The sequence below is a fragment of the Haloarcula sp. CGMCC 1.2071 genome, assembly GCF_037078445.1.
Classification (GTDB): domain Archaea; phylum Halobacteriota; class Halobacteria; order Halobacteriales; family Haloarculaceae; genus Haloarcula; species Haloarcula amylolytica.
Map to the genome: position 1 here is coordinate 60039 of NZ_JAYMGY010000006.1, position 18251 is coordinate 78289.

The 18251-nt window shown below is 64.0% G+C and carries 15 protein-coding genes; 7 read left to right on the plus strand and 8 right to left on the minus strand.

Translation table 11 applies throughout. The features are described 5' to 3' along the window. Window positions 1–28: 28 nt before the first annotated feature. Window positions 29–769 carry a ThuA domain-containing protein gene (locus VI234_RS12815; protein WP_049943036.1) on the minus strand — a complete coding sequence of 247 codons (741 nt, stop codon included), beginning with the start codon at window positions 767–769 and terminating at the stop codon, window positions 29–31. 678 nt (window positions 770–1447) lie between these two features. On the opposite strand from VI234_RS12815, the gene VI234_RS12820 reads away from it, so the two are divergent. Next, a complete protein-coding gene (locus VI234_RS12820; protein ID WP_336330223.1) occupies window positions 1448–3226 on the plus strand; it encodes an L-lactate permease in 1779 nt (592 codons plus the stop codon). A gap of 27 nt (window positions 3227–3253) precedes the next feature. Next, window positions 3254–6298 carry an FAD-binding and (Fe-S)-binding domain-containing protein gene (locus VI234_RS12825; RefSeq protein ID WP_336330224.1) on the plus strand — a complete coding sequence of 1015 codons (3045 nt, stop codon included), beginning with the start codon at window positions 3254–3256 and terminating at the stop codon, window positions 6296–6298. 35 nt (window positions 6299–6333) lie between these two features. On the opposite strand, the gene VI234_RS12830 is transcribed toward VI234_RS12825, so the two are convergent. The 7 genes from VI234_RS12830 to VI234_RS12860 all read right to left on the minus strand — a co-directional run bounded on the left by VI234_RS12830 (window position 6334) and on the right by VI234_RS12860 (window position 13595). Continuing rightward, entirely contained in the window at window positions 6334–6780 is a 447-nt protein-coding gene (locus tag VI234_RS12830; protein ID WP_336330225.1) for a hypothetical protein, read from the minus strand. Then, window positions 6768–8522 carry an Nramp family divalent metal transporter gene (locus tag VI234_RS12835; protein ID WP_336330226.1) on the minus strand — a complete coding sequence of 585 codons (1755 nt, stop codon included), beginning with the start codon at window positions 8520–8522 and terminating at the stop codon, window positions 6768–6770. The genes VI234_RS12830 and VI234_RS12835 overlap by 13 nt, the downstream gene beginning before the upstream one ends. 8 nt (window positions 8523–8530) lie before the next feature. Further along, window positions 8531–9103 (minus strand): ArsR family transcriptional regulator, encoded by a 573-nt coding sequence (locus VI234_RS12840; RefSeq protein WP_336330227.1) that lies wholly within the window; start codon window positions 9101–9103, stop codon window positions 8531–8533. Window positions 9104–9318: 215 nt separating this feature from the next. Continuing rightward, window positions 9319–10653, minus strand: coding sequence for a metallophosphoesterase family protein (locus VI234_RS12845; protein ID WP_336330228.1), 1335 nt, complete (start codon window positions 10651–10653; stop codon window positions 9319–9321). Window positions 10654–10777: 124 nt separating this feature from the next. After that, on the minus strand, window positions 10778–11782 hold the full coding sequence (locus VI234_RS12850; RefSeq protein ID WP_336330286.1) for an alcohol dehydrogenase: 1005 nt from the start codon (window positions 11780–11782) through the stop codon (window positions 10778–10780). 199 nt (window positions 11783–11981) lie between these two features. Next, window positions 11982–12806, minus strand: coding sequence for a M48 family metallopeptidase (locus tag VI234_RS12855; protein WP_008312162.1), 825 nt, complete (start codon window positions 12804–12806; stop codon window positions 11982–11984). 129 nt (window positions 12807–12935) lie between these two features. After that, window positions 12936–13595 (minus strand): class I SAM-dependent methyltransferase, encoded by a 660-nt coding sequence (locus VI234_RS12860; RefSeq protein WP_336330229.1) that lies wholly within the window; start codon window positions 13593–13595, stop codon window positions 12936–12938. Window positions 13596–13710: 115 nt separating this feature from the next. On the opposite strand from VI234_RS12860, the gene VI234_RS12865 reads away from it, so the two are divergent. The 5 genes from VI234_RS12865 to VI234_RS12885 all read left to right on the plus strand — a co-directional run bounded on the left by VI234_RS12865 (window position 13711) and on the right by VI234_RS12885 (window position 18205). Then, window positions 13711–14307: a hypothetical protein gene (locus tag VI234_RS12865; RefSeq protein WP_336330230.1), complete on the plus strand. Its 597-nt coding sequence runs from the start codon at window positions 13711–13713 to the stop codon at window positions 14305–14307. 155 nt (window positions 14308–14462) lie between these two features. Then, window positions 14463–15254 (plus strand): aldo/keto reductase, encoded by a 792-nt coding sequence (locus tag VI234_RS12870; RefSeq protein WP_008312168.1) that lies wholly within the window; start codon window positions 14463–14465, stop codon window positions 15252–15254. Between the two features lie 146 nt (window positions 15255–15400). Next, a complete protein-coding gene (locus VI234_RS12875; protein ID WP_336330231.1) occupies window positions 15401–16399 on the plus strand; it encodes a DMT family transporter in 999 nt (332 codons plus the stop codon). An 86-nt stretch (window positions 16400–16485) separates the two neighbouring features. Next, the gene (locus VI234_RS12880; protein ID WP_336330232.1) at window positions 16486–17232 is read left to right on the plus strand and encodes an NAD(P)-binding oxidoreductase; all 747 of its coding nucleotides are present in this window, start codon (window positions 16486–16488) and stop codon (window positions 17230–17232) included. A gap of 49 nt (window positions 17233–17281) precedes the next feature. Beyond that, window positions 17282–18205 (plus strand): LLM class oxidoreductase, encoded by a 924-nt coding sequence (locus tag VI234_RS12885; protein ID WP_336330233.1) that lies wholly within the window; start codon window positions 17282–17284, stop codon window positions 18203–18205. Window positions 18206–18251: the final 46 nt, after the last annotated feature.

The following is an 18251-nucleotide window of genomic DNA, read 5'->3' on the forward strand; positions in this document are numbered from 1 at the left end:
TACGACGCCGCTAAACCTGACGCCGAAATCAGTGGACCGACCGCTCGTCGCTTTCGTCGATGGCTTCAATCGGATCGGCGTTGCCAAACGATGGCTCCGGACCGTCCCCGGCCGCGGCCCACTCGCAGGCATTGGCGAGGACTTGCTGGATCGCTTCGTTGTGGTAAATCGGATAGGTCTCGTGGCCCGGCCGGAAATAGAAGATTCGGCCCGCCCCGCGGCGGTAGCAACACCCTGAACGGAATACCTCACCGCCCTCGAACCAAGAGTTGAACACGAGCGTCTCCGGTGCCGGAATGTCGAACCGTTCCCCGTACATCTCGGTCTCCGGGAGTTCGATGTACTCGTCGACGCCGTCGGCGATGGGGTGACCGGGCTCGACGACCCACAATCGCTCGGTTTCGGCGGCTTCACGCCATTTCAGACTGCAGGTCGTCCCCATCAGTTCGCGGAAGATCTTCGAGTAGTGGCCCGAGTGGAGGACGATGAGCCCCATGCCATCGAGAACCCGTTCTTTCACTCGGGTGACCACCTCGTCGTCGACCTGGTCGTGGGCGGCGTGGCCCCACCAGGTCAGAACGTCCGTTTCTGCCAGTACGTCCTCGGTAAGCCCGTGTTCGGGCTCCTGCAGCGTCGCGGTCTCCGTGTCGAATCCGCGCTCCGCAAGGGCTGTGGCGATAGCGCCGTGAATCCCGTCGGGGTACAGGTCCGCGACCGCTTCGTGTTCCTGCTCGTGGACGTATTCGTTCCAGACTGTAACGCGTGTCATACTCGTGGTTTCCACCTCCGCCGTAACGGCGTTGGCCAAGCGGCAATCCGTACGACTGGCGGACGCGATACGTTTTCGTCTTTACCGGGTATTCCCCGGGAGACCCCTCCAACACATCCATCTGGCTTAGATACTGTCTTGTGTCGGCCAGCGCCGAGTGTCAGGTTCACCTTCTATCGCGCGCCAGCGTCGTCCCAGCGATGGGACGACACCCTCGATTTTGAACCCCGGTACGGTCCGTTTTCCAACTGCGTCCACAGGACTGTGAATAACGCCCTGAAACCACCAGATACAGACGACTGTAAGGGGCTCGCGTGAGAGTACAGTCGAGTGAAATCGGGGCGTAAAGCACCGTTATACCGGATACACACGACTGTACCGCATTTCGGCCGCTCGTACAGAATAAGGCCTGTTTTTTTGACCATCAGCGCTTCTCGCGTCCGTTCCGGCGCTATTCTGGGTAGACGATAATGTAAACAGTAGATAGGTATAAATACTCCCTGCCAGACGACGTGACTGATGCACCCTACCAGAAACCGCTGTATCGGAAGGTTTCGACCGATAGAGGCCTGTACCGAGGTGTTTCAGAAATGAGAGCGCGATACTGTTTCCCGGGGCACGTAGCTGGTGACAGTGGCGGCACGTCTCCGGACGAACGGATTCCGGTGGTGAGAACCCATGTCTGAGCACACGCTGGTGCTCCTGGCACTGCTGCCGCTGGCGACGATTGCGGTGTTGATGGTCGGGCTGTACCAGCCTGCGACACGGACAATGCCCATCGCATGGGCGGTGGCGGCTATCGCGGCCTTCGTGGGCTGGCAGATGTCCCCTACGCTGATCGCCGCCGCGTCGATACGCGGTGCGCTGACAGCGACCAGAATTCTGGTCATCGTCTTCGGGGCGATACTCCTGCTGTACACGCTGAAACAGTCCGGCGCGTTCGAGGTCATCAACGCGGGGTTCTCCTCGATCAGCGACGACCGGCGCGTGCAGGTCATCCTGCTCGTTTTCCTCATGGGGTCGTTCATCGAGGGCGCGGCCGGCTTCGGGACGCCCGCGGCCATCGTCGGCCCGCTGCTGGTCGGCCTGGGCTTCCCGCCGCTGGCCGCGGTGGTCGTCGCGCTTACGGGAAACATCCTCGCAATCACGTTCGGGGCAGTCGGAACGCCGCTGATAATCGGACTGCGTGACGTGGTCTTCGCAGAAGGGACCGGCGCATCACAGCAGGTGCTTCAGCAGGGCGGCTTCGAGAGCGTCGGCGCGTACGTCGCCCAGATCGGTGTGTGGGCGGCGCTCATCCACGCTATCGTCGGCATCGCTATCCCGTTCATCGGCGTTGCGATGATGACACGCTTCTTCGGCGAGGAGCGGTCGATCAAGCCGGCGCTCGAAGTCCTGCCGCTGTGCCTCTTCGCGTGGGCTTCCTTCGCAATACCCTACGTCGCGACCGCGTACTTCCTCGGTCCGACGTTCCCGGCCCTGCTCGGTGCGATGGTTGGCCTGCTCGTGGTCACGACCACGCTACGGGCCGGTTACTTCCTCCCAGACGACGAATGGGACTTCGGCCCCCAGGAGCAGTGGCCGGACCACTGGATCGGCAGTATCGAGCCCGGAGAGGGCGTCGGCACCACGACGGGTGACAGTCGAGAGGGAACCGTCGCGGCCGACGGCGGCACGGCAACGTTTGAAGAGTCCCACTCGCAGGACATGTCGCTGGGCATGGCCTGGCTACCGTACCTCCTCGTCGCCGCGTTGCTCGTCGTGACCCGCGTCGTCAGCCCGGTTCAGGAGTTCCTGTCGACGAACGGCGTTCTCCTGTGGAGTAACATCCTCGGCACGCCGTTCTCGGAGGGCGTCGAGATGTTCTACCTCCCGGGGAGCCTCTTCGTCCTCGTCGCCGTGATCACGTACGCGCTCCACGGGATGGACGCTGACGGAATCAAGGCTTCGTGGAGCGAGGCGCTCCGGAACATCGCGCCGGCTGTCGTCGCGCTGTGGTTCGCCGTCGCGACGGTCATGATCATGCAGCGGACCGGCAGTGCCGTCGTGCTGGAGGCCGCGCCGATCAACTCCGGAATGCTCGGACTGCTGTCGGAAATCACCGCGAATGCGACCGGCCAGATGTTCCCGTTCTTCTCGGGCTTCATCGGTGCGTTCGGCGCGTTCATCGCCGGCTCGAACACGGTCAGCGACATCCTGTTCGGGCTATTCCAGTTCCAGGCCGCCCAGCAGATCGGTGCGCCGACCCAGATCGTGGTCGCCGCACAGGCGGTCGGTGGCGCAATCGGTAACCTCATCGCGATTCACAACGTGGTCGCCGCCCTCACGGTGGTCGGCCTCATCGGCGAGGAGGGACGCGTCATCCGTCTCGAACTGATACCGGTGCTGTACTACGGTGTGTTCACGGGCATACTGACGCTCATCCTGGCGTACGTCGTGGCACCGGCCGCGTTCTAACTCGTCTCACTCCCCACTTTCCTACTCATGGCATACGACTCCCGACCCCCCGAACAGCGTGACCCGGCGACAGTCCCGAGCGCGAACTACGATTACCAGGACGACAGCGTCAACCGGCCGGACCTCGTAGCGGCCCTGGAGCGCCGCGTAGACGGCGACGTGCGCTTCGACACGTACACCCGTGAGCTGTTCGCGACCGACGCGAGCGCCTACGAACAGCTCCCCATCGGCGTCGTCTCGCCGGTCTCGACCGAGGACGTGGTCGCGGTGATGGAGTACTGCGCCGCGGAGGATATTCCGGTGCTTCCACGGGGCGGCGGGACCAGTCTCGCCGGGCAGGCCGTCAATGAGGCGGTCGTCCTCGATTTCAAGCGGTACATGGATGAGCCGCTGTCGGTCGACCCAGATGCACAGCGGGCCCGTGCGCAGGTCGGCATCACTATCGCCCGGCTTAACGACCGGCTCGAACCCCACGGGCTGAAGTTCGCGCCGGACCCGGCGTGGGGTGATAAGAGCGTCCTCGGCGGTGCAATCGGGAACAACACGACCGGCGCACACTCGCTGAAATACGGCAAGACAGACGCCTATATCGAGGAGTGTGAGGTCGTTCTCGCGGACGGAACTCGGACGACCTTCGGTTGGGTGGACGTCGAGGACATCGAAGCGCGGGCAGCCGAGGTCGGCCCGGACGCCGACCTCGAAACCCGGATTTACGCCGAAGTCGCGAAGATCCTCTCGAAGGACGCGACGGAGATAGACGCCAGATATCCGGAGCTCAAGCGCAACGTCTCGGGATATAATCTGGATGAACTGGTCGACAGCGCTAGGGAACGCGGCGAAGTCAACCTTGCCCGCTTGCTCGCCGGGAGCGAAGGGACACTGGCTGTTATCACTGAGGCGACAGTCTCGCTCGAACCCGTTCCCGACGCTACGGCCATCGCCATGCTGACCTACGACGACATCATCTCGGCGATGCAAGACGTCGCCCCGATTCTCGACCATGACCCATCGGCTGTCGAGGTGATGGACGACGTGCTTCTGGACCTTGCCGCGGAGACGCCAGAGTTCGCCGACGTCGTCAGTATGCTCCCCGAAGAGACGGATTCGACGCTGCTTGTCGAGTTCTACGCCGATTCGCCCGATGATGGCGCTCAGAAGGTCGCCGACCTGCTCGCCGACCGACTCCCGGGCTACGACGCCAGAGAGTCCCCGAGCGAGGAGGCGAGTTCGGTTACCGATGCCCCAGTCCACGCTGTCGACGCGCTGGAGGCATACGACGCGGACCGGCAGGCGAAGTTCTGGAAGATGCGCAAGGCTGGGTTGCCGATCCTCCTGTCGCGGACTGGTGACGACAAGCACTGGCCGTTCGTCGAGGACACGGCGGTTCCGGCCGAGAATCTCCCGGAATACATCGCCGACATCCGGGAGTTGTTCGACGAGCACGACACATTTGCCTCCTACTACGCCCACGCCGGCCCCGGCGTCCTGCACATCAGGCCGCTATTGAACCTGAAGTCCGGGGATGGCATCGAGACGATGGAGGCCATCTCCGACGCTATCACTGACCTTGTCGTCCAGTACGATGGGTCCGTATCGGGTGAACACGGCGACGGTCGCGCCCGAACCCAGTGGAACCGCAAGCTCTACGGCGACGACCTCTGGGAGACGTTCCGGGATCTGAAGACGGCCTTTGATCCAGATTGGCGGCTGAACCCGGGCAACATCTGTGGCGACCACGACCCGGCCGAAAACCTCCGGTACGACCCGGACTACGAGTTCGACGCGGGCTTCGAGCCCACGCTCGACTGGGACAACGAGAACGGGTTCCAGGGGATGGTCGAACTCTGTCACGGCTGTGCGGGCTGTACCGGCCACCAGGAGACCACCGGCGGCGTCATGTGTCCGACCTACCGCGCCGCCGAGGAGGAGATCACCAGCACGCGCGGCCGGGCCAACATGCTCCGGTCGGCGATGGACGGTGACCTCCCCGACGATCCCACCGACGAGGAGTTCGTCACTGAGGTCCTCGACCTCTGTATCGGCTGCAAGGGCTGCAAGAAGGACTGCCCGAGCGGCGTCGACATGGCGAAGCTCAAGGCCGAAGTTGTCCACGAGCACCACCAGCGGGAGGGCATCTCGTTGCGAGACCGACTGTTCGCCAACGTCGAGACGGTGCTCTCGCTCGGGAGCACGTTCGCTCCGGTGTCGAACTGGCTGATGGACCTGCCGGGCTCGGGACTCCTCATGGAGCAAACGGTCGGCATTACGGAGGAGCGGACGCTGCCCGCCTTCCACCGGACTACGTTCCGGGACTGGTGGGCCGACCGCGGCGGCGCGCTTGTCGCGGCGAGCAGAGCCGACCGGAAGGCGCTCTTGCTCGCCGACCCGTACACGAACTACAGCCACCCCGATGTCGGGAAAGCGGCCGTACAAGTGCTGGAATCGGCTGGCGTCCACGTAGTTGTGCCTGACGGTGTGACCGATAGCGGCCGTCCCGCGTTCTCCAAGAGTATGCTGGACCACGCTCGCGAGACGGCACGGGCGAACGTGGACGCGCTCGCACCGCGAATCCGCGACGGCTGGGACGTGGTCACCATCGAACCGTCCGACGCGGTGATGTATCAGGTCGACTACCGGGACCTCCTTTCCGGTGACGACGTCGACATCGTCGCGGAGAACGCGTACGGCGTCTGCGAGTACCTCGACACGTACCGGCTGGGGGAGCGTCTCTCCTTCGACGAATCGGGCGACTCGCTGGCGTACCACGGCCACTGTCACCAGAAGGCGACCAAGAAGGACCACCACGCCGTCGGCGTCCTCCGCCGTGCCGGCTACACTGTCGACCCGCTTGATTCGGGGTGTTGCGGGATGGCAGGGAGTTTCGGCTACGAGGCCGAACACTACTCGATGAGTGCGGGCATCGCGGACCTCCTGCTGGGACAGATCGAGGACTCGCCCGCCGAGCAAGTCGTCGCGCCCGGCGCGTCCTGCCGGTCCCAGATCGACGACTTCGGCGACGGTTCCGCGGAACCGCCACATCCTATCGAGATGGTCGCGGCGGCGCTACAGTAGGTCAGCTCGCGTTGCTGGCTCCACGGGGCACGGCGTCAGATTCCGATGCCGTCCCGCTGTTGTACCGTCACGTCGTGCCCGTCTACCGTCGACCGAAGCGCCTGCGTGAAGGGTTCAGCGTCGAACTGGCCGTGGACTCTGACCGTCGTTGCGGAGCCTGTCCGGGGTTGCGCTGTGATCTTCGGCCGACCGACCCGGCCACCCGTGTGAACCTCGACGCTATCGAGTGTGTCGTACGACTGTGTCTCGACCTGTTCCGCGGTCTCGATAGCTGCGGGGACGCCCTCCTCGATCACTTGTGACGCGAACGCGGCCGCCCGCTGGTCCGGCGACCCGAACAGCAGGTCGACGGGCGTCAGGTAGTCGTACTCGACGAAGTAGGCCCGCTCCGTACAGAACAACACGTCGACCAGCCGAAGCGGGTACGACCCACGCATCGTGTAATGCAAGTGAACGCGGAGTTCGTCAGTCACGAGAACCACCCTTTTGCGGTGGCGGCATCAGTGACTGTCCCGTCTGCCGCGACCTTCGCACGCCCCACCCGATACATCGTATACGCCTGAACGAGCAAGCAGATCGCCCAGAGGGCGTACCCTCCCGGTGCACTGCCGAGCACCGTCGTCTGGACGGCAAACGCCTGCAATCCCAGCCGTGTCGCCAGCCCAGTCCCGATCAGGAGGACGCTGAAGTAGCCGAAAAACGCCGCGGCGACCCACATCGCGACGATGCGACCCCAGCCCGGCATCGTGTGCTCCGGCAGCCGGACCGTGTTGACGAGTTGGACGATAACGATGTACGGCCACATCAACAGACCGGACATCGCCGCTCCGACGACCAGAAGCCCGAAGGGATCGGATATCGATATCGGGAGGGTGAGGATGAAGATGCCCCAGCCACAGAAGACGGTCAGCAGTCCCCAGAACAGCCGTGGCAGGCTCCAGCCCGCCTCCCGACCGTACAGCTCGTAGATGATGTCGGAGCTGTTCCGGACGAACGACTCGATGATCGCGTATTCGGTCGTGAACAGGGCGAGAAACAGCGTGACGTAGATGACGCTCGTCGTGAACCCGCCGACCGACGGTGCGATTTCGATGAGCCACATATCGACCGCGTCACTCGTCGCTCCCGGTGCCTGTGACACCGCGATGACGACCAGCACCGTCGTGACGAGGAGGAGGCCCAGCAGGAAGGTCAACAGGTGTTCGAGCTGTGTCACGCGCCACCAGCCCCGCCACCGTTTGAGGTTCTGCGTGTCCGGGGTGAACGTGAACCCGTCCTCGTGGACCGTCTCGGGGTCGTCGCCGGCGAAGGGGTTCTTGATCCGGCCCTGGTACCGCCCCATCCCGTAGCCCTTCTCGCGTATCCAGAGGCTCTGTGAGAGGTTGAGATAGCCGCCCGCACCGGCGTAGGCCAGCGCCCCGACCAGCACGGCGATGGTCCCGACCGGCGAGTAGTCGCCCACCTCCGTCAGACTCCCCGGGACGCTGATCAGAACGTCTAAAGAGCCTATGAGAACGAACAACAGCAGCGTAAACGCAATCGACAGCGCCACCAGAACGAGCTGGAGGCTCTCGACGACGTTGTACATCAGCGGCGTCACTTGGTAGGTCACCCAGATGAACACCATGAGCGCGATGCCGAACAGTCGCCAGCCGACGATGTCGACGCCAGCGACGTCGTACGTGCCGAGTCCGAGGCCCTGCGCGCCGATCTGCGCGGCGCTCGCGGCCCACCCCGGCCAGCCGAGGCTGATGAACCCGCCGACCAGCATGGCCAGCGGGAGGACCGGATGGACCCGTTCGAACGCCCGGAACACGCTCTCACCGGTCGCCAGTGTCCACCGCTGTATCTCCGTGTTGATGACAAAGTGGAGACAGACAGCCGCGAGGAACAGCCAGTACAGTCCCCACCCGTAGCTGGCGACCAGATGCGGCCAGAACAGCGTCTCACCGCTGCCGAGCGACGCCCCCAGCATGATCGCGCTGGGACCGACGACGTGGCGGAGTTTCGGCACTTTCGGCAACGAGAGTTCTCTGAACCGCCCGCCCGTCCCCGTGTCCGGATGGGCCTCGCTCTCCGGTGCCGCCTCGAGGTTGTCGTACGCGACTGGGGTGTACGACGAGATGGGATACCGCTGCTCTTTGCGAGAGGCGTACACTTCCGATGTCTCTGACTCCGCGTCTTCCGCTACGTCCGACTGTTCCGTCGGCTTTTCCTCTGGCATCGGTGAACTCACCCACCGACGTAGTGCCAGACGTGCTCGTGGTCGGCAGCCAGGTCGACCTGCGGGAGGTCTTCGAGCGCGGGTCCGATAGCGTCCCACCACTCGTCAGCGGTCTTGTAGCCCGCCGGATGCTCCTGAAACACCTCGGTAATAAGCTTCCCGGCATCCGTGTCGGGGTTTTCACGGAGGTAGTCGTACGCGGCCCTCAGCGCCGCACGTCGATCGTCGAGTACCTCCCCCGTCCCCGGCAGGTCCGCGTCGGCGATACTGTGCTCGACCGGCGGCTCTCGCTCCTGTTGTGATTGCGTGCCCGAGCCGACGAGCTGGGGGAACGGGATCCACCAGACCCGACTCCGTGCACCGACCTTCCGTGTTTCCAGCTCACCCCGTTCGACGAGTACTTCGAGCTTGTTGTGTGCCGTCTTCCGGGAACAGCCGAGTGCGTCCATCACATCGGTTGCCGTCAACGGCTTCGCCTGGTCCGCTCGGTCTCGAAACACCGAGAGCACTCGCTCCGGTGTGAACTCTGCCGTGGACGGTGGCGATCCATCAGCCCGACCATCGTCCGCGGTATTGCTCATACGTAGCCATTACAGTCGTATGTAATAGACTTTTCTGCAGAGAACTCCGATCCGGGAGCAAACGATCTGTCTCCGTCCGACGCCCGACAGGCCTCAATCTCACACGAGGGCAAGGACTCGACTTTTCAGTCGACCACCGACAATAGCCGTTGCAGATCTCCCAAATCCGGTCCACTTCCGACAGCAGCCACGTTCCCGTCGGACCGGCCCATCCCTTACTCGGCCGGTTCCCGCGGCGGCACCGACTGCTCAGTTTCCACGACCGCACGGTCGGGGAGTTCGGGGTTGGGTGTCCGACCGACCGTCAGCAGGCGTTCGGTGAGTGTCAGCTCCTCCGGACTGGGGCTCGGTTTCTGGACTTCCTCGTAGTCGACGACCACCTGCCCGTCTTCGGCCGTAATGCGCACCGCACAGAGCTGGTAGGAGGGGTAAAACACCGGGGGAAGGAGCCCGATGATGCCGTCCCGACGGTGGAGGCGTTTGAGCCAGGTCCCGCTGTTGACGACCAGCCCGCCGTCGACCGACTGCACGCTCGGCCGGTGCGTGTGACCGTAGCAGAAGACGACCGCGTCTTCCTTTTCGTCGAACACTTCCCGGGCGGCTTCCTTGTACGGCGTCTGGGTATCGACCGTGAGATCGGTCTCGAAGACCCCGAATCGGTTGATCGTCTTCTTGATGTCCTGGCGCAGAAGATACAACGGGATGCCCACGAGCAACAGCAGCCCGGCCAGCGACGCGTTCACGACAAGCAGCAGCCAAATGGCGGTGCCGACCGTGCCGAACTGGCCCAGAAACGACGTCGTCGTTTCGACCGGCGCGGACCAGACGCCCAGCAGGTTCAGCGCCGCCAGAATCGCCAGGATGGCGCTGATGTTGAACAGCAACAGGAACGGGACCAGCGCGTACCGCAGCAGCGGGTTCATCTCCCGGTAGAAGTACTTCGAGAGCATCCACACTGGAACCCGCTCGGTCGGCGTTACGGCCTGTACGTCCTTGAGCCAGTTGTACCGGCCCCGGTCCGAAAGCTGGCCGGCCCGACTCGTCACGAGTGTGTTGTAGTAGTAGCCAAGCGGCGTCACGTTGGTATCCCCCCAGTCTTCGATGCGGTTGTTGGGGTCCTGCTGATTGCCGTGTTCGAGGTGGATGGCCTGGTCCCCCACCGGACGGGTAATCGACTTCGACTGGACAAGGTCCACGTTGTACGCCGCGAACCGCTCCACGTACTCGTCGTAGGCCGCGAGTTCGTGGTCGTGGTTGCCCGGTATCAGCGTGATCTGGATGTTCTCGCCGGTCTTTCGCAACTGCTCGAACAGCGACGGATAGGTCCCTTCGAGGGCGTCGAACTTCTCCAGTCCCGACATGCCGGTGAACTCCCACAGCCCGAACGCGTCGCCGTTGATGAGTAGTTCGACGTCCTCGTCGGTGGTCTCTAACCGCCCCAGAAAACCGAGCAGTTCGTCGAGAAATTCCACGTCCTCTAGCTGCTCGTCGCCGCCGATGTGAAGGTCGCTGATGACGTAGTAGACGCGGTCGTCGGCGGTGCCGTCCATTGAATACGGGTTCTTGACCCACGGACAAAGGCGTTGCTCTCCGGGAAATCACGACGGAAAATTGTGGTCTCAGCCGGGACTGTAGCGTATAGACGCGCTGCCACCGATATCGAGACCTGCTCGATTACAGTTCCAGCACGGCCCGGAACCGCGCTTCGTTGTCGATCATCCGCCCGTATGCTTCGTTGACGTCTTCGAGCGGGTAGGTCTCTATCTCCGGCGCGATGTCGCGGAGCGAACTAAACTCCAGCGTGTCCTGTGAGTCGCGCGCGTGCCCGGAAGCCCAGCCCTCGACGCCGCCCCGGCTCTGGACGAGCTGCTGTGCGCTCACTTCCACTGGCTCGCCGGGGACGCCGACGACTACGACTGAGCCATCGACGCCGATTCCGCTGACGATAGAACTGATAGCGTCACTCGACGGTGCCGTCGCCAGCACGACGTCGGCCCCACCGAGTTCCTGCAGTCGCTGGCCGGCATCCATCTCCGCCGCGTTGATGAAGTGGTCGGCGCCCAGCTCTTTCGCCAGCGATTCCTTCTCCGGCGTTCGGGAAATGGCGGCCGTCTCGAAGCCGGCCGCGTGAGCGTACTGGACCCCGAGGTGACCGAGTCCGCCGACGCCCTGCACAGCGACTAGATCCCCGACGTTCGCATCGCTGTTCCGAAGCGCGTTGAACGTCGTCACGCCCGCACAGAGCAACGGCGCTGCGGCCGCCGCGTCCAGCGCCTCCGGAATCTTGGCGAGCGCTTCCGACGGTGCGGTCATGTACTCGGCGTAGCCGCCATCGTAGCTCAGCCCAGTGATTTCGCCGTTCTCACACTGGAGGAAGTTCCCCTGTCGACACTGCTCACACGTCGAACAGTGGCCGCCGTGCCAGCCGACGCCGACCCTGTCGCCCACGTCCCAGGCATCGACAGCGTCGCCGACGGCATCGACGTGTCCAGCCACCTCGTGGCCGGGAACCCGCGGATAGGAGACGACCGGGTTGGTCCCCTCTTTCGTGAACACGTCGCTGTGACAGATGCCACAAGCGTCGACCGAGACCCGTACCTCGCCGGGGTCCGGTTCGGGCACGTCCCGTTCGACGACCTCGAAGTCTGCCCCTGCCTCAGGCACGACCGCCGCTCGCATTGTGTCTGACATAGCGATACTTCCGGCTCGACGCGGATAAGCGGCCAGTTACCAGAGAGCTGTACGAGAGCGTCGGCTGCGATACAGCCGTGCCGACCGGGTCGGTCCGCCTCCCGATTCATACTGCCGGCTGTACGTCCGTGAAGAATCTCGCCACCTCGGGGTGGCAAATCTCTTGAAATAGTTACAGCCGGCAGTATCAGGATCGGAGCCGCTGAATCCGCTTCTCCGTCGGGGGGTGGGTCGAGAACAGTTTCTCGAACAGCCCCTTGTCGGCGTTGAAGATACAGAGGGCGTTCATGCTATCCTCGACTTTCGATTCGCGTCCTTCAGCACCGCGAGAGATTTTTTCGAGCGCACGGGCCAGCGGCTCGCCGGTGCCGATGGCGCGGCGCGCGTCCGCGTCTGCGACGTACTCCCGATACCGTGAGATAGCCAGCACGAACACCATGACCAGCGCGTTCGCGAGCGAGGAGGCGATCATCGCCATGATCCAGGAGCCGACGTTTCGCTCGCCGCCGAACAGCACCGCGAAGTAGGCGACGTAGCCGACGAGCATCCCGATGGATTGGCCGACGACCATCGTGATGACGTCCCGGTTCTTGATGTGGGCCAGTTCGTGTGCGATCACGCCCTCCAGTTCGTCGTCGTCGAGGAGTTGCATCAGTTCGCTCGACACGACGACGACACCCGCACCTTTCCGTCCGACCGCGAAGGCGTTGGGCACGCCCATGTCCATCACCATCAGCCGGGGCTCCTCGATATTCATATCTCTGCAGAGCCGCCGGACCATCTGGTGGACGTAGCCGAACCGCTGGTCGTCCGGCATATCCTCCGCGCCACGGAGTGCCAGCCACTTCCCGAGTTTGTACTGGATCGCCGGCACCACGAGGATTCCGACGAGGAGCACCGGGACGAGCGGCAGGCCCAACAGCACCGACAGTGCCGTGCCGGCGAAAACGTAGAACGCGAACAGAATCGCACCGACGACGAGCATCCGCACCTGTAATCCAAAGTCTGCCATACAGGGTCAAGTCCGTCCGGCCGTATAAACCGTCTGGCCGACGATGCCGCTCGTGTCACTGGGTTTCGCCGCAGATGTGGTGACGACTCCGAGGAAATTCGCCGGCTTAGTCGGTACAGCGGACGGTCCTTACTCCCTGGAGAGCGCGTAACTCCGACGGTCGTGCGTTTCGAGCGTGAGAGACGCCAGCCGCCAGTCGGTCTCCGCACAGAACTGGTGGACGGCAGGGATGACGCCGTTCACGATTTTGTAGTCGTCGCCCGCGATGTAGCCGCCTGCTGTGACGGCCCGCTGGCTCTCTCTGAGTTCGGCCAGCGTCGCCTCGTACTCGTGGGAGCTGTTGATATACACCCAGTCGAGCGAGTCGGTGTCGGCATCACGAAGCACGGTGATCGGTTCGGCGTCCCGCAAGTGAACGGTGCCCTGATGCTCGCTGAATCGCCGCTTGACAGCCTGGCGCTCCCCGTCACTTGCCCACTGATCGACCAGATAGAGGGTCTTCGGCTGCGTGATCCGGACGATTGATTCGGCGAAGGAACCGTCTCCGGGCCCGAACTCGGCGGCGGTCGCGCTGGTCGGCATGTGTTCGAGGAGGGCCGTCCGGTGGGGGAGGAGTTGCACGTTTTCAAGCTCTGCTGCCGGGAGCGACTCCGGGACGGCTGCCTCTCGGTCCAGAACGGTTGCCGCTGCGGCTCCCCCGGACGTGTCGGGTGGGAACGCGGTCTGGTAAAGTCCGGCGACCACCGGGTAGCGGCGGTCCGGACAGGACTCAGTGATAGCGCGTTTCACCCGCGATAGTGATATTATGATGTCACGATACCGCAACGGAGCCTAAAAGCATGCCGACTCCGACTCTCACTGGAGAGCCGAAAACCTATGCGCTTGGGTTCGAAACGACCCTGGCATGTCTCTATCCCGTTTTGTCGGGCGGTTCCGGCCTTACTCCGTCCCGATCTGTCTGTTTGCCGTGGTGGCTATCGCTGTGCTGTTCGTCCCGCCCCTGGTTCTCGGGGGCGCGACCGGACGCACGTATGCCCTGACCATGGCAGTTCTCATCGTCGCGATCTCGTCGGTCCTTCCGTATGCCGTCGCCGTCGGTGTGCTGACCGTCCCGTTCCTCTACACTGGAATCGGTAGTTACGCGGCCCCGGAGGTGTTGCCGACCGACGCAGAGCCGTTCGGACTGGCTGCAGCACTCCGGCACGTCATCGCTGGCATCTCGTATGTCGTCGCGGCCACCGCCGTCGGCGCTGTCGGCATCGGTCTCGATTTCGCGGCTTCGAGTGGTTCGGACCCGTTTCCGGCGGTCGGTTTCCCGCCGTTTTTGCTGCTCGGCGGGGTGGTCATCGCCGGTGTCTACGTTGCGGTCCAACTGTGGCGGTACGAGCGACCGGTTCGGGGCCTGGGGTGGGATACGGTTCTCGGGACAGGCGTCCTCGGCGCGTTCCTCGCCGCATCGCCCCTCGTCGCGCTCTGGATTTTCGGGTCGTACGGCTTCTGAACGCCCCTGTGCTACCTGTGATAGCCGGCTTCTCCGTATACTACCGATAGTCGGCGCTACCCGCCGGCTTCCAAACGGCTTAAAGTCGCAAGCTCCGGTATCCGATAATGACTCAGCAACAGTCACCGACAGACGGCGGTCCACGAGCGAGCGGCATGCCGATGCTCGGGCTCGGAACGTGGCAGAACGACGACGCAGAACAGTGTGCGGAAAGCGTCCGGACGGCGCTGGAGGCCGGCTACCGACATATCGACACCGCACAGATATACGACAACGAAAGCGCCGTCGGTGACGGTATCGCCGCGGCCGACGTGGACCGCGACGATATCTTCCTGGCGACCAAGGTCTGGATCTCGAACCTCTCGCACGACGACGTGATCGAGACGACCGAGGAAAGCCTCGACAAACTCGGCGTCGATTCGGTAGACCTGCTGTACGTCCACTGGGCGGCGGGCGAGTACGAGCCCGAGGAGACGCTCCCGGCGTTCGACGAACTCGTCGACCGCGGCCTGATTGACAACGTCGGTGTCTCGAACTTCGAACCACACCACGTCGAGACGGCGATGGACGTGCTCGATGCTCCGGTGTTCGCAAACCAGGTCGAGACGCATCCGTTCCTCCAGCAGTCGGAACTCCGCGAGCACGCGGCGGAACAGGACTACGAACTGGTCGCGTACTCCCCGCTGGCACGCGGTGAAGTGTTCGGCCACGATGTCATCGAACCCATCGCCGACGACCACGACGCGAGCGAAGCGCAGGTCAGCCTCGCGTGGCTCCGCGAGAAGGGCGTGACGGCGATTCCGAAAGCCACGAGCGAAGCCCATATCACGGACAATCTGGCGAGTCTCGACCTATCGCTGACAGACGACGAAATCAACCGTATCGACAGTATTGAGACAGTCGACCGACGCGTCGATCCGGACTGGTCGCCCGCCGCCTGGGACTGAATCGATTTCGAGCGTTCCCGGTGGGAGTTGCCGATACGACTGTCGGCCCGTGACACCACGTCTCCCACAGCCCTCTTCACATTTCGACCCGTTACACAGGTTATGAGATATCTTCGCTCTAACGGGTGGTCCAACTGACCTGGCCTATGTTGCGGTCCACGTTTTCCGATCGGCCCTCACTCCCGGCCCGCTATCGTGACAGCGCGTTGTTCGTCCTACTCGCGGTATTGTTCGGCGGCTCGTTCGTCGCGATCAAGACCGGGCTCCGTGAGCTTCCGCCGGTGCTGTTTGCCGGCCTCCGATTCGACCTGGCAGCGGTGACGCTGCTTGGCTACATCGTCGTTACCCGGCCCCGGTCGACGTGGCTCCCGCGGACTCGCGAGGACTTCGTTGGAATCGGGATGGCGGCGCTGTTCCTGATCGCGCTCAACAACGGGCTGTTGTTCCTCGGTCAGGGAACGACGACGCCCGCAGCGGCGTCCGTGATGTACGGCCTGAACCCGATACTCGCCCCCGTGTTCGCCTGGTGGCTGCTGGGCGACCGCCTCTCCTGGATCGGTGCACTCGGTATCGGTATCGCGCTGAGCGGCGTTATCCTCATCGTGCAGCCGTCGCCGTCGACGTTCACCGATGCGAGCGCTATCGGGCAACTTCTGGTCCTCGGCGCGGCCGCGGCCGTCGCACTTGGCAGCGTGCTCCTCCAGCGTGTCGGCCCCCAGATGGACAGTACACCGCTGACTGCGTGGGCGATGGCTGTCGGCGCGGTGCTCCTCCACGTCGCGAGCCTGCTGGTCGGGGAGTCGCCCACGGCCGTCATCGGCATCGGCCCCGAAACGATTGCGAGCATTGTGGCTGTGGGCATCCCCTCGACGGCAGTCGCGTACGCCATCTACTTCGGCCTCATCAAGCGCATCGGCCCGGTCCGTGCGAACTTGGTCGCGTACGTCGTGCCGATTTTCGCCGCGCTCATGGGCTGGGTACTGCTGGGCTCGTCGGTGTCACTGTGGACGCTCGTCGGCTTCTTAGTCGTCGTTGCGGGCTTCGCTCTCATCGAGCGTGTGACCATCCGCATGGAACTGCGCCGGCTCTATCACCGCTTCGAGGAGACATCCTCGTCGAAACAGACGCCGCCGTGTGACGACTGACGTCAGCGGTTGCAGTAGAGCGATCACGATCTGGATTTGACGAAACGGGCCCAGCCAATCATGTACTGGCAGCCCCAAGCCACGATATGGGCTCTTCCGACGTGGAGACGGTGTTCGTCGCCGGAGCCAGCGGCGGGACCGGGCGCGCGACGCTCCGACTGCTCAGTTCGCGCGTGCCGACGGTCCGAGCACTGACCAGCACGCCGTCGAAAACAGACGACCTGCAAGCGGCCGGCGCTGACGAGGTTGTCGTCGACGACTTGCTGAACCCGGCTGCGTTGGCCGAGGCGCTGTCGGACGTTGATGTCGTCCTGAGCGCCGTCGGCTCGAACATCACGGACGTCTGGTCCCGGGACGAGTACGTCGACGGTGCGGGGACGATCAATCTCCTCGATGCGGCCGTCGACGCTGGCGTCGATGCGTTCGTCATGGAATCCGCTATCGGCGTGGACGACGAGCCGGCCAGTCCGCTCGCGACGGCCTTCGACGTCGTCATCCAGCCGATACAACGTGCGAAAGCGGAGGCCGAGGCCGCGATTCGCGACGCTCCGGTTCGACACACGATCCTCCGCCCGGGCGTGCTCACGAACGGACCGCGAACTGACACCGTCTCCGTCGCCGAGCCCGGAGCGAAGCTCTGGGGCAGCGTTTCGCGGGCCGACGTGGCCCGACTGATGATCGCATCACCTGTCACACCGGCGGCCGAAGACCGGACGCTGGAAGTCGTTGCCAGGCCGTCGTTCCCGAACCGCGCGCTGGACATCGAGTGGCGGCTTCCCCGGAGTGGGGGGTCGGAGACCGTGACAGTCGATACCCCGGATGACGACCCGTAGTGGGCAATCCACCCGTGTGCAAATACGCCTCCAGCGTGAAAGGCGGCTGATGACTGACGTGGACCACGCGAACACTGGCTATCGGCGGCTGTTCGGGGGGGACGGCCTCTCGTTCGGCCTCGGGTTCCCGCTCACGGGCGAAACGGAGTCGACGCCGGATATCGACGCGGAACTCCGGCTCGCAAGCCACGCCGAAACAGTCGGCTTCGACGCGCTCTGGGCGCGAGACGTGCCGACGTACTGGCCGCGTTTCGGGGACGCCGGCGGGGCCTTCGACCCGTGGTCGCTGCTGTCCCACGTCGCCGCACACACCGAGTCGGTGGCGCTTGGCACCGCGAGTATCGTTCTCCCGCTGCGCCATCCCATCCATGTGGCGAAATCGGCCGCAACCGTCGACCGGCTCTCCGACGGCCGTCTCGTGCTGGGCGTCGCCTCGGGCGACCGCGACCCGGAGTATCCGGCGTTCGGCGTCGACCCCGAGAACCGGGGCCAATTCGTCCGTGAAAGCGTCGACGCGCTTCGCGCGCTCTGGCGCGAGGAATACCCGACGCTCGATGGCTCCTGGGGCCACCTCGACGGAGAACTCGATGTCCTCCCGAAGCCGACGACGGACACGCTCCCGCTCTTCCCGACTGGTAACGCCAGACAGTCCACGGAGTGGATCGCCGAGAACGGCGACGGCTGGATATTCTATCACCTCCCCGAGTCGACGCTTGAGTCGTACCTCGATACGTGGCGGAGCCACGCGTCAGAGAAGCCGTTCACGATTGCCGTTCAGGTCGAGTTCGCTGCTGATCCGACGGCGGAGCCTGAACCGCTCCACCTGGGCTATCGGGCCGGTGTCGAGTGGTTCCGGGAGTACTTCAGACGGCTCGAAGAGTACGGCCTTGACCACGTTATCGTCGGACTTCGTGCGGCGGAACCAGAGGCGGCGATGACGACCTTCGCCAGCGAAATCATCGACGAACTGTGACTCCAGCCGTCGATACCGTTCCTGCGAAACTCGCGGCGGATGACGC

Coding starts and splice junctions, on each gene's coding strand:
- VI234_RS12865 (WP_336330230.1), top strand. CDS start 13,711: ATGTCTCTATCCCGTTTTGTCGGGCGGTTCCGGCCTTACTCCGTCCCG.
- VI234_RS12835 (WP_336330226.1), bottom strand. CDS start 8,522: ATGCCAGAGGAAAAGCCGACGGAACAGTCGGACGTAGCGGAAGACGCG.
- VI234_RS12850 (WP_336330286.1), bottom strand. CDS start 11,782: ATGCGAGCGGCGGTCGTGCCTGAGGCAGGGGCAGACTTCGAGGTCGTC.
- VI234_RS12820 (WP_336330223.1), top strand. CDS start 1,448: ATGTCTGAGCACACGCTGGTGCTCCTGGCACTGCTGCCGCTGGCGACG.
- VI234_RS12840 (WP_336330227.1), bottom strand. CDS start 9,103: ATGAGCAATACCGCGGACGATGGTCGGGCTGATGGATCGCCACCGTCC.
- VI234_RS12855 (WP_008312162.1), bottom strand. CDS start 12,806: ATGGCAGACTTTGGATTACAGGTGCGGATGCTCGTCGTCGGTGCGATT.
- VI234_RS12885 (WP_336330233.1), top strand. CDS start 17,282: ATGACTGACGTGGACCACGCGAACACTGGCTATCGGCGGCTGTTCGGG.
- VI234_RS12845 (WP_336330228.1), bottom strand. CDS start 10,653: ATGGACGGCACCGCCGACGACCGCGTCTACTACGTCATCAGCGACCTT.
- VI234_RS12825 (WP_336330224.1), top strand. CDS start 3,254: ATGGCATACGACTCCCGACCCCCCGAACAGCGTGACCCGGCGACAGTC.
- VI234_RS12875 (WP_336330231.1), top strand. CDS start 15,401: ATGTTGCGGTCCACGTTTTCCGATCGGCCCTCACTCCCGGCCCGCTAT.
- VI234_RS12880 (WP_336330232.1), top strand. CDS start 16,486: ATGGGCTCTTCCGACGTGGAGACGGTGTTCGTCGCCGGAGCCAGCGGC.
- VI234_RS12815 (WP_049943036.1), bottom strand. CDS start 769: ATGACACGCGTTACAGTCTGGAACGAATACGTCCACGAGCAGGAACAC.
- VI234_RS12870 (WP_008312168.1), top strand. CDS start 14,463: ATGCCGATGCTCGGGCTCGGAACGTGGCAGAACGACGACGCAGAACAG.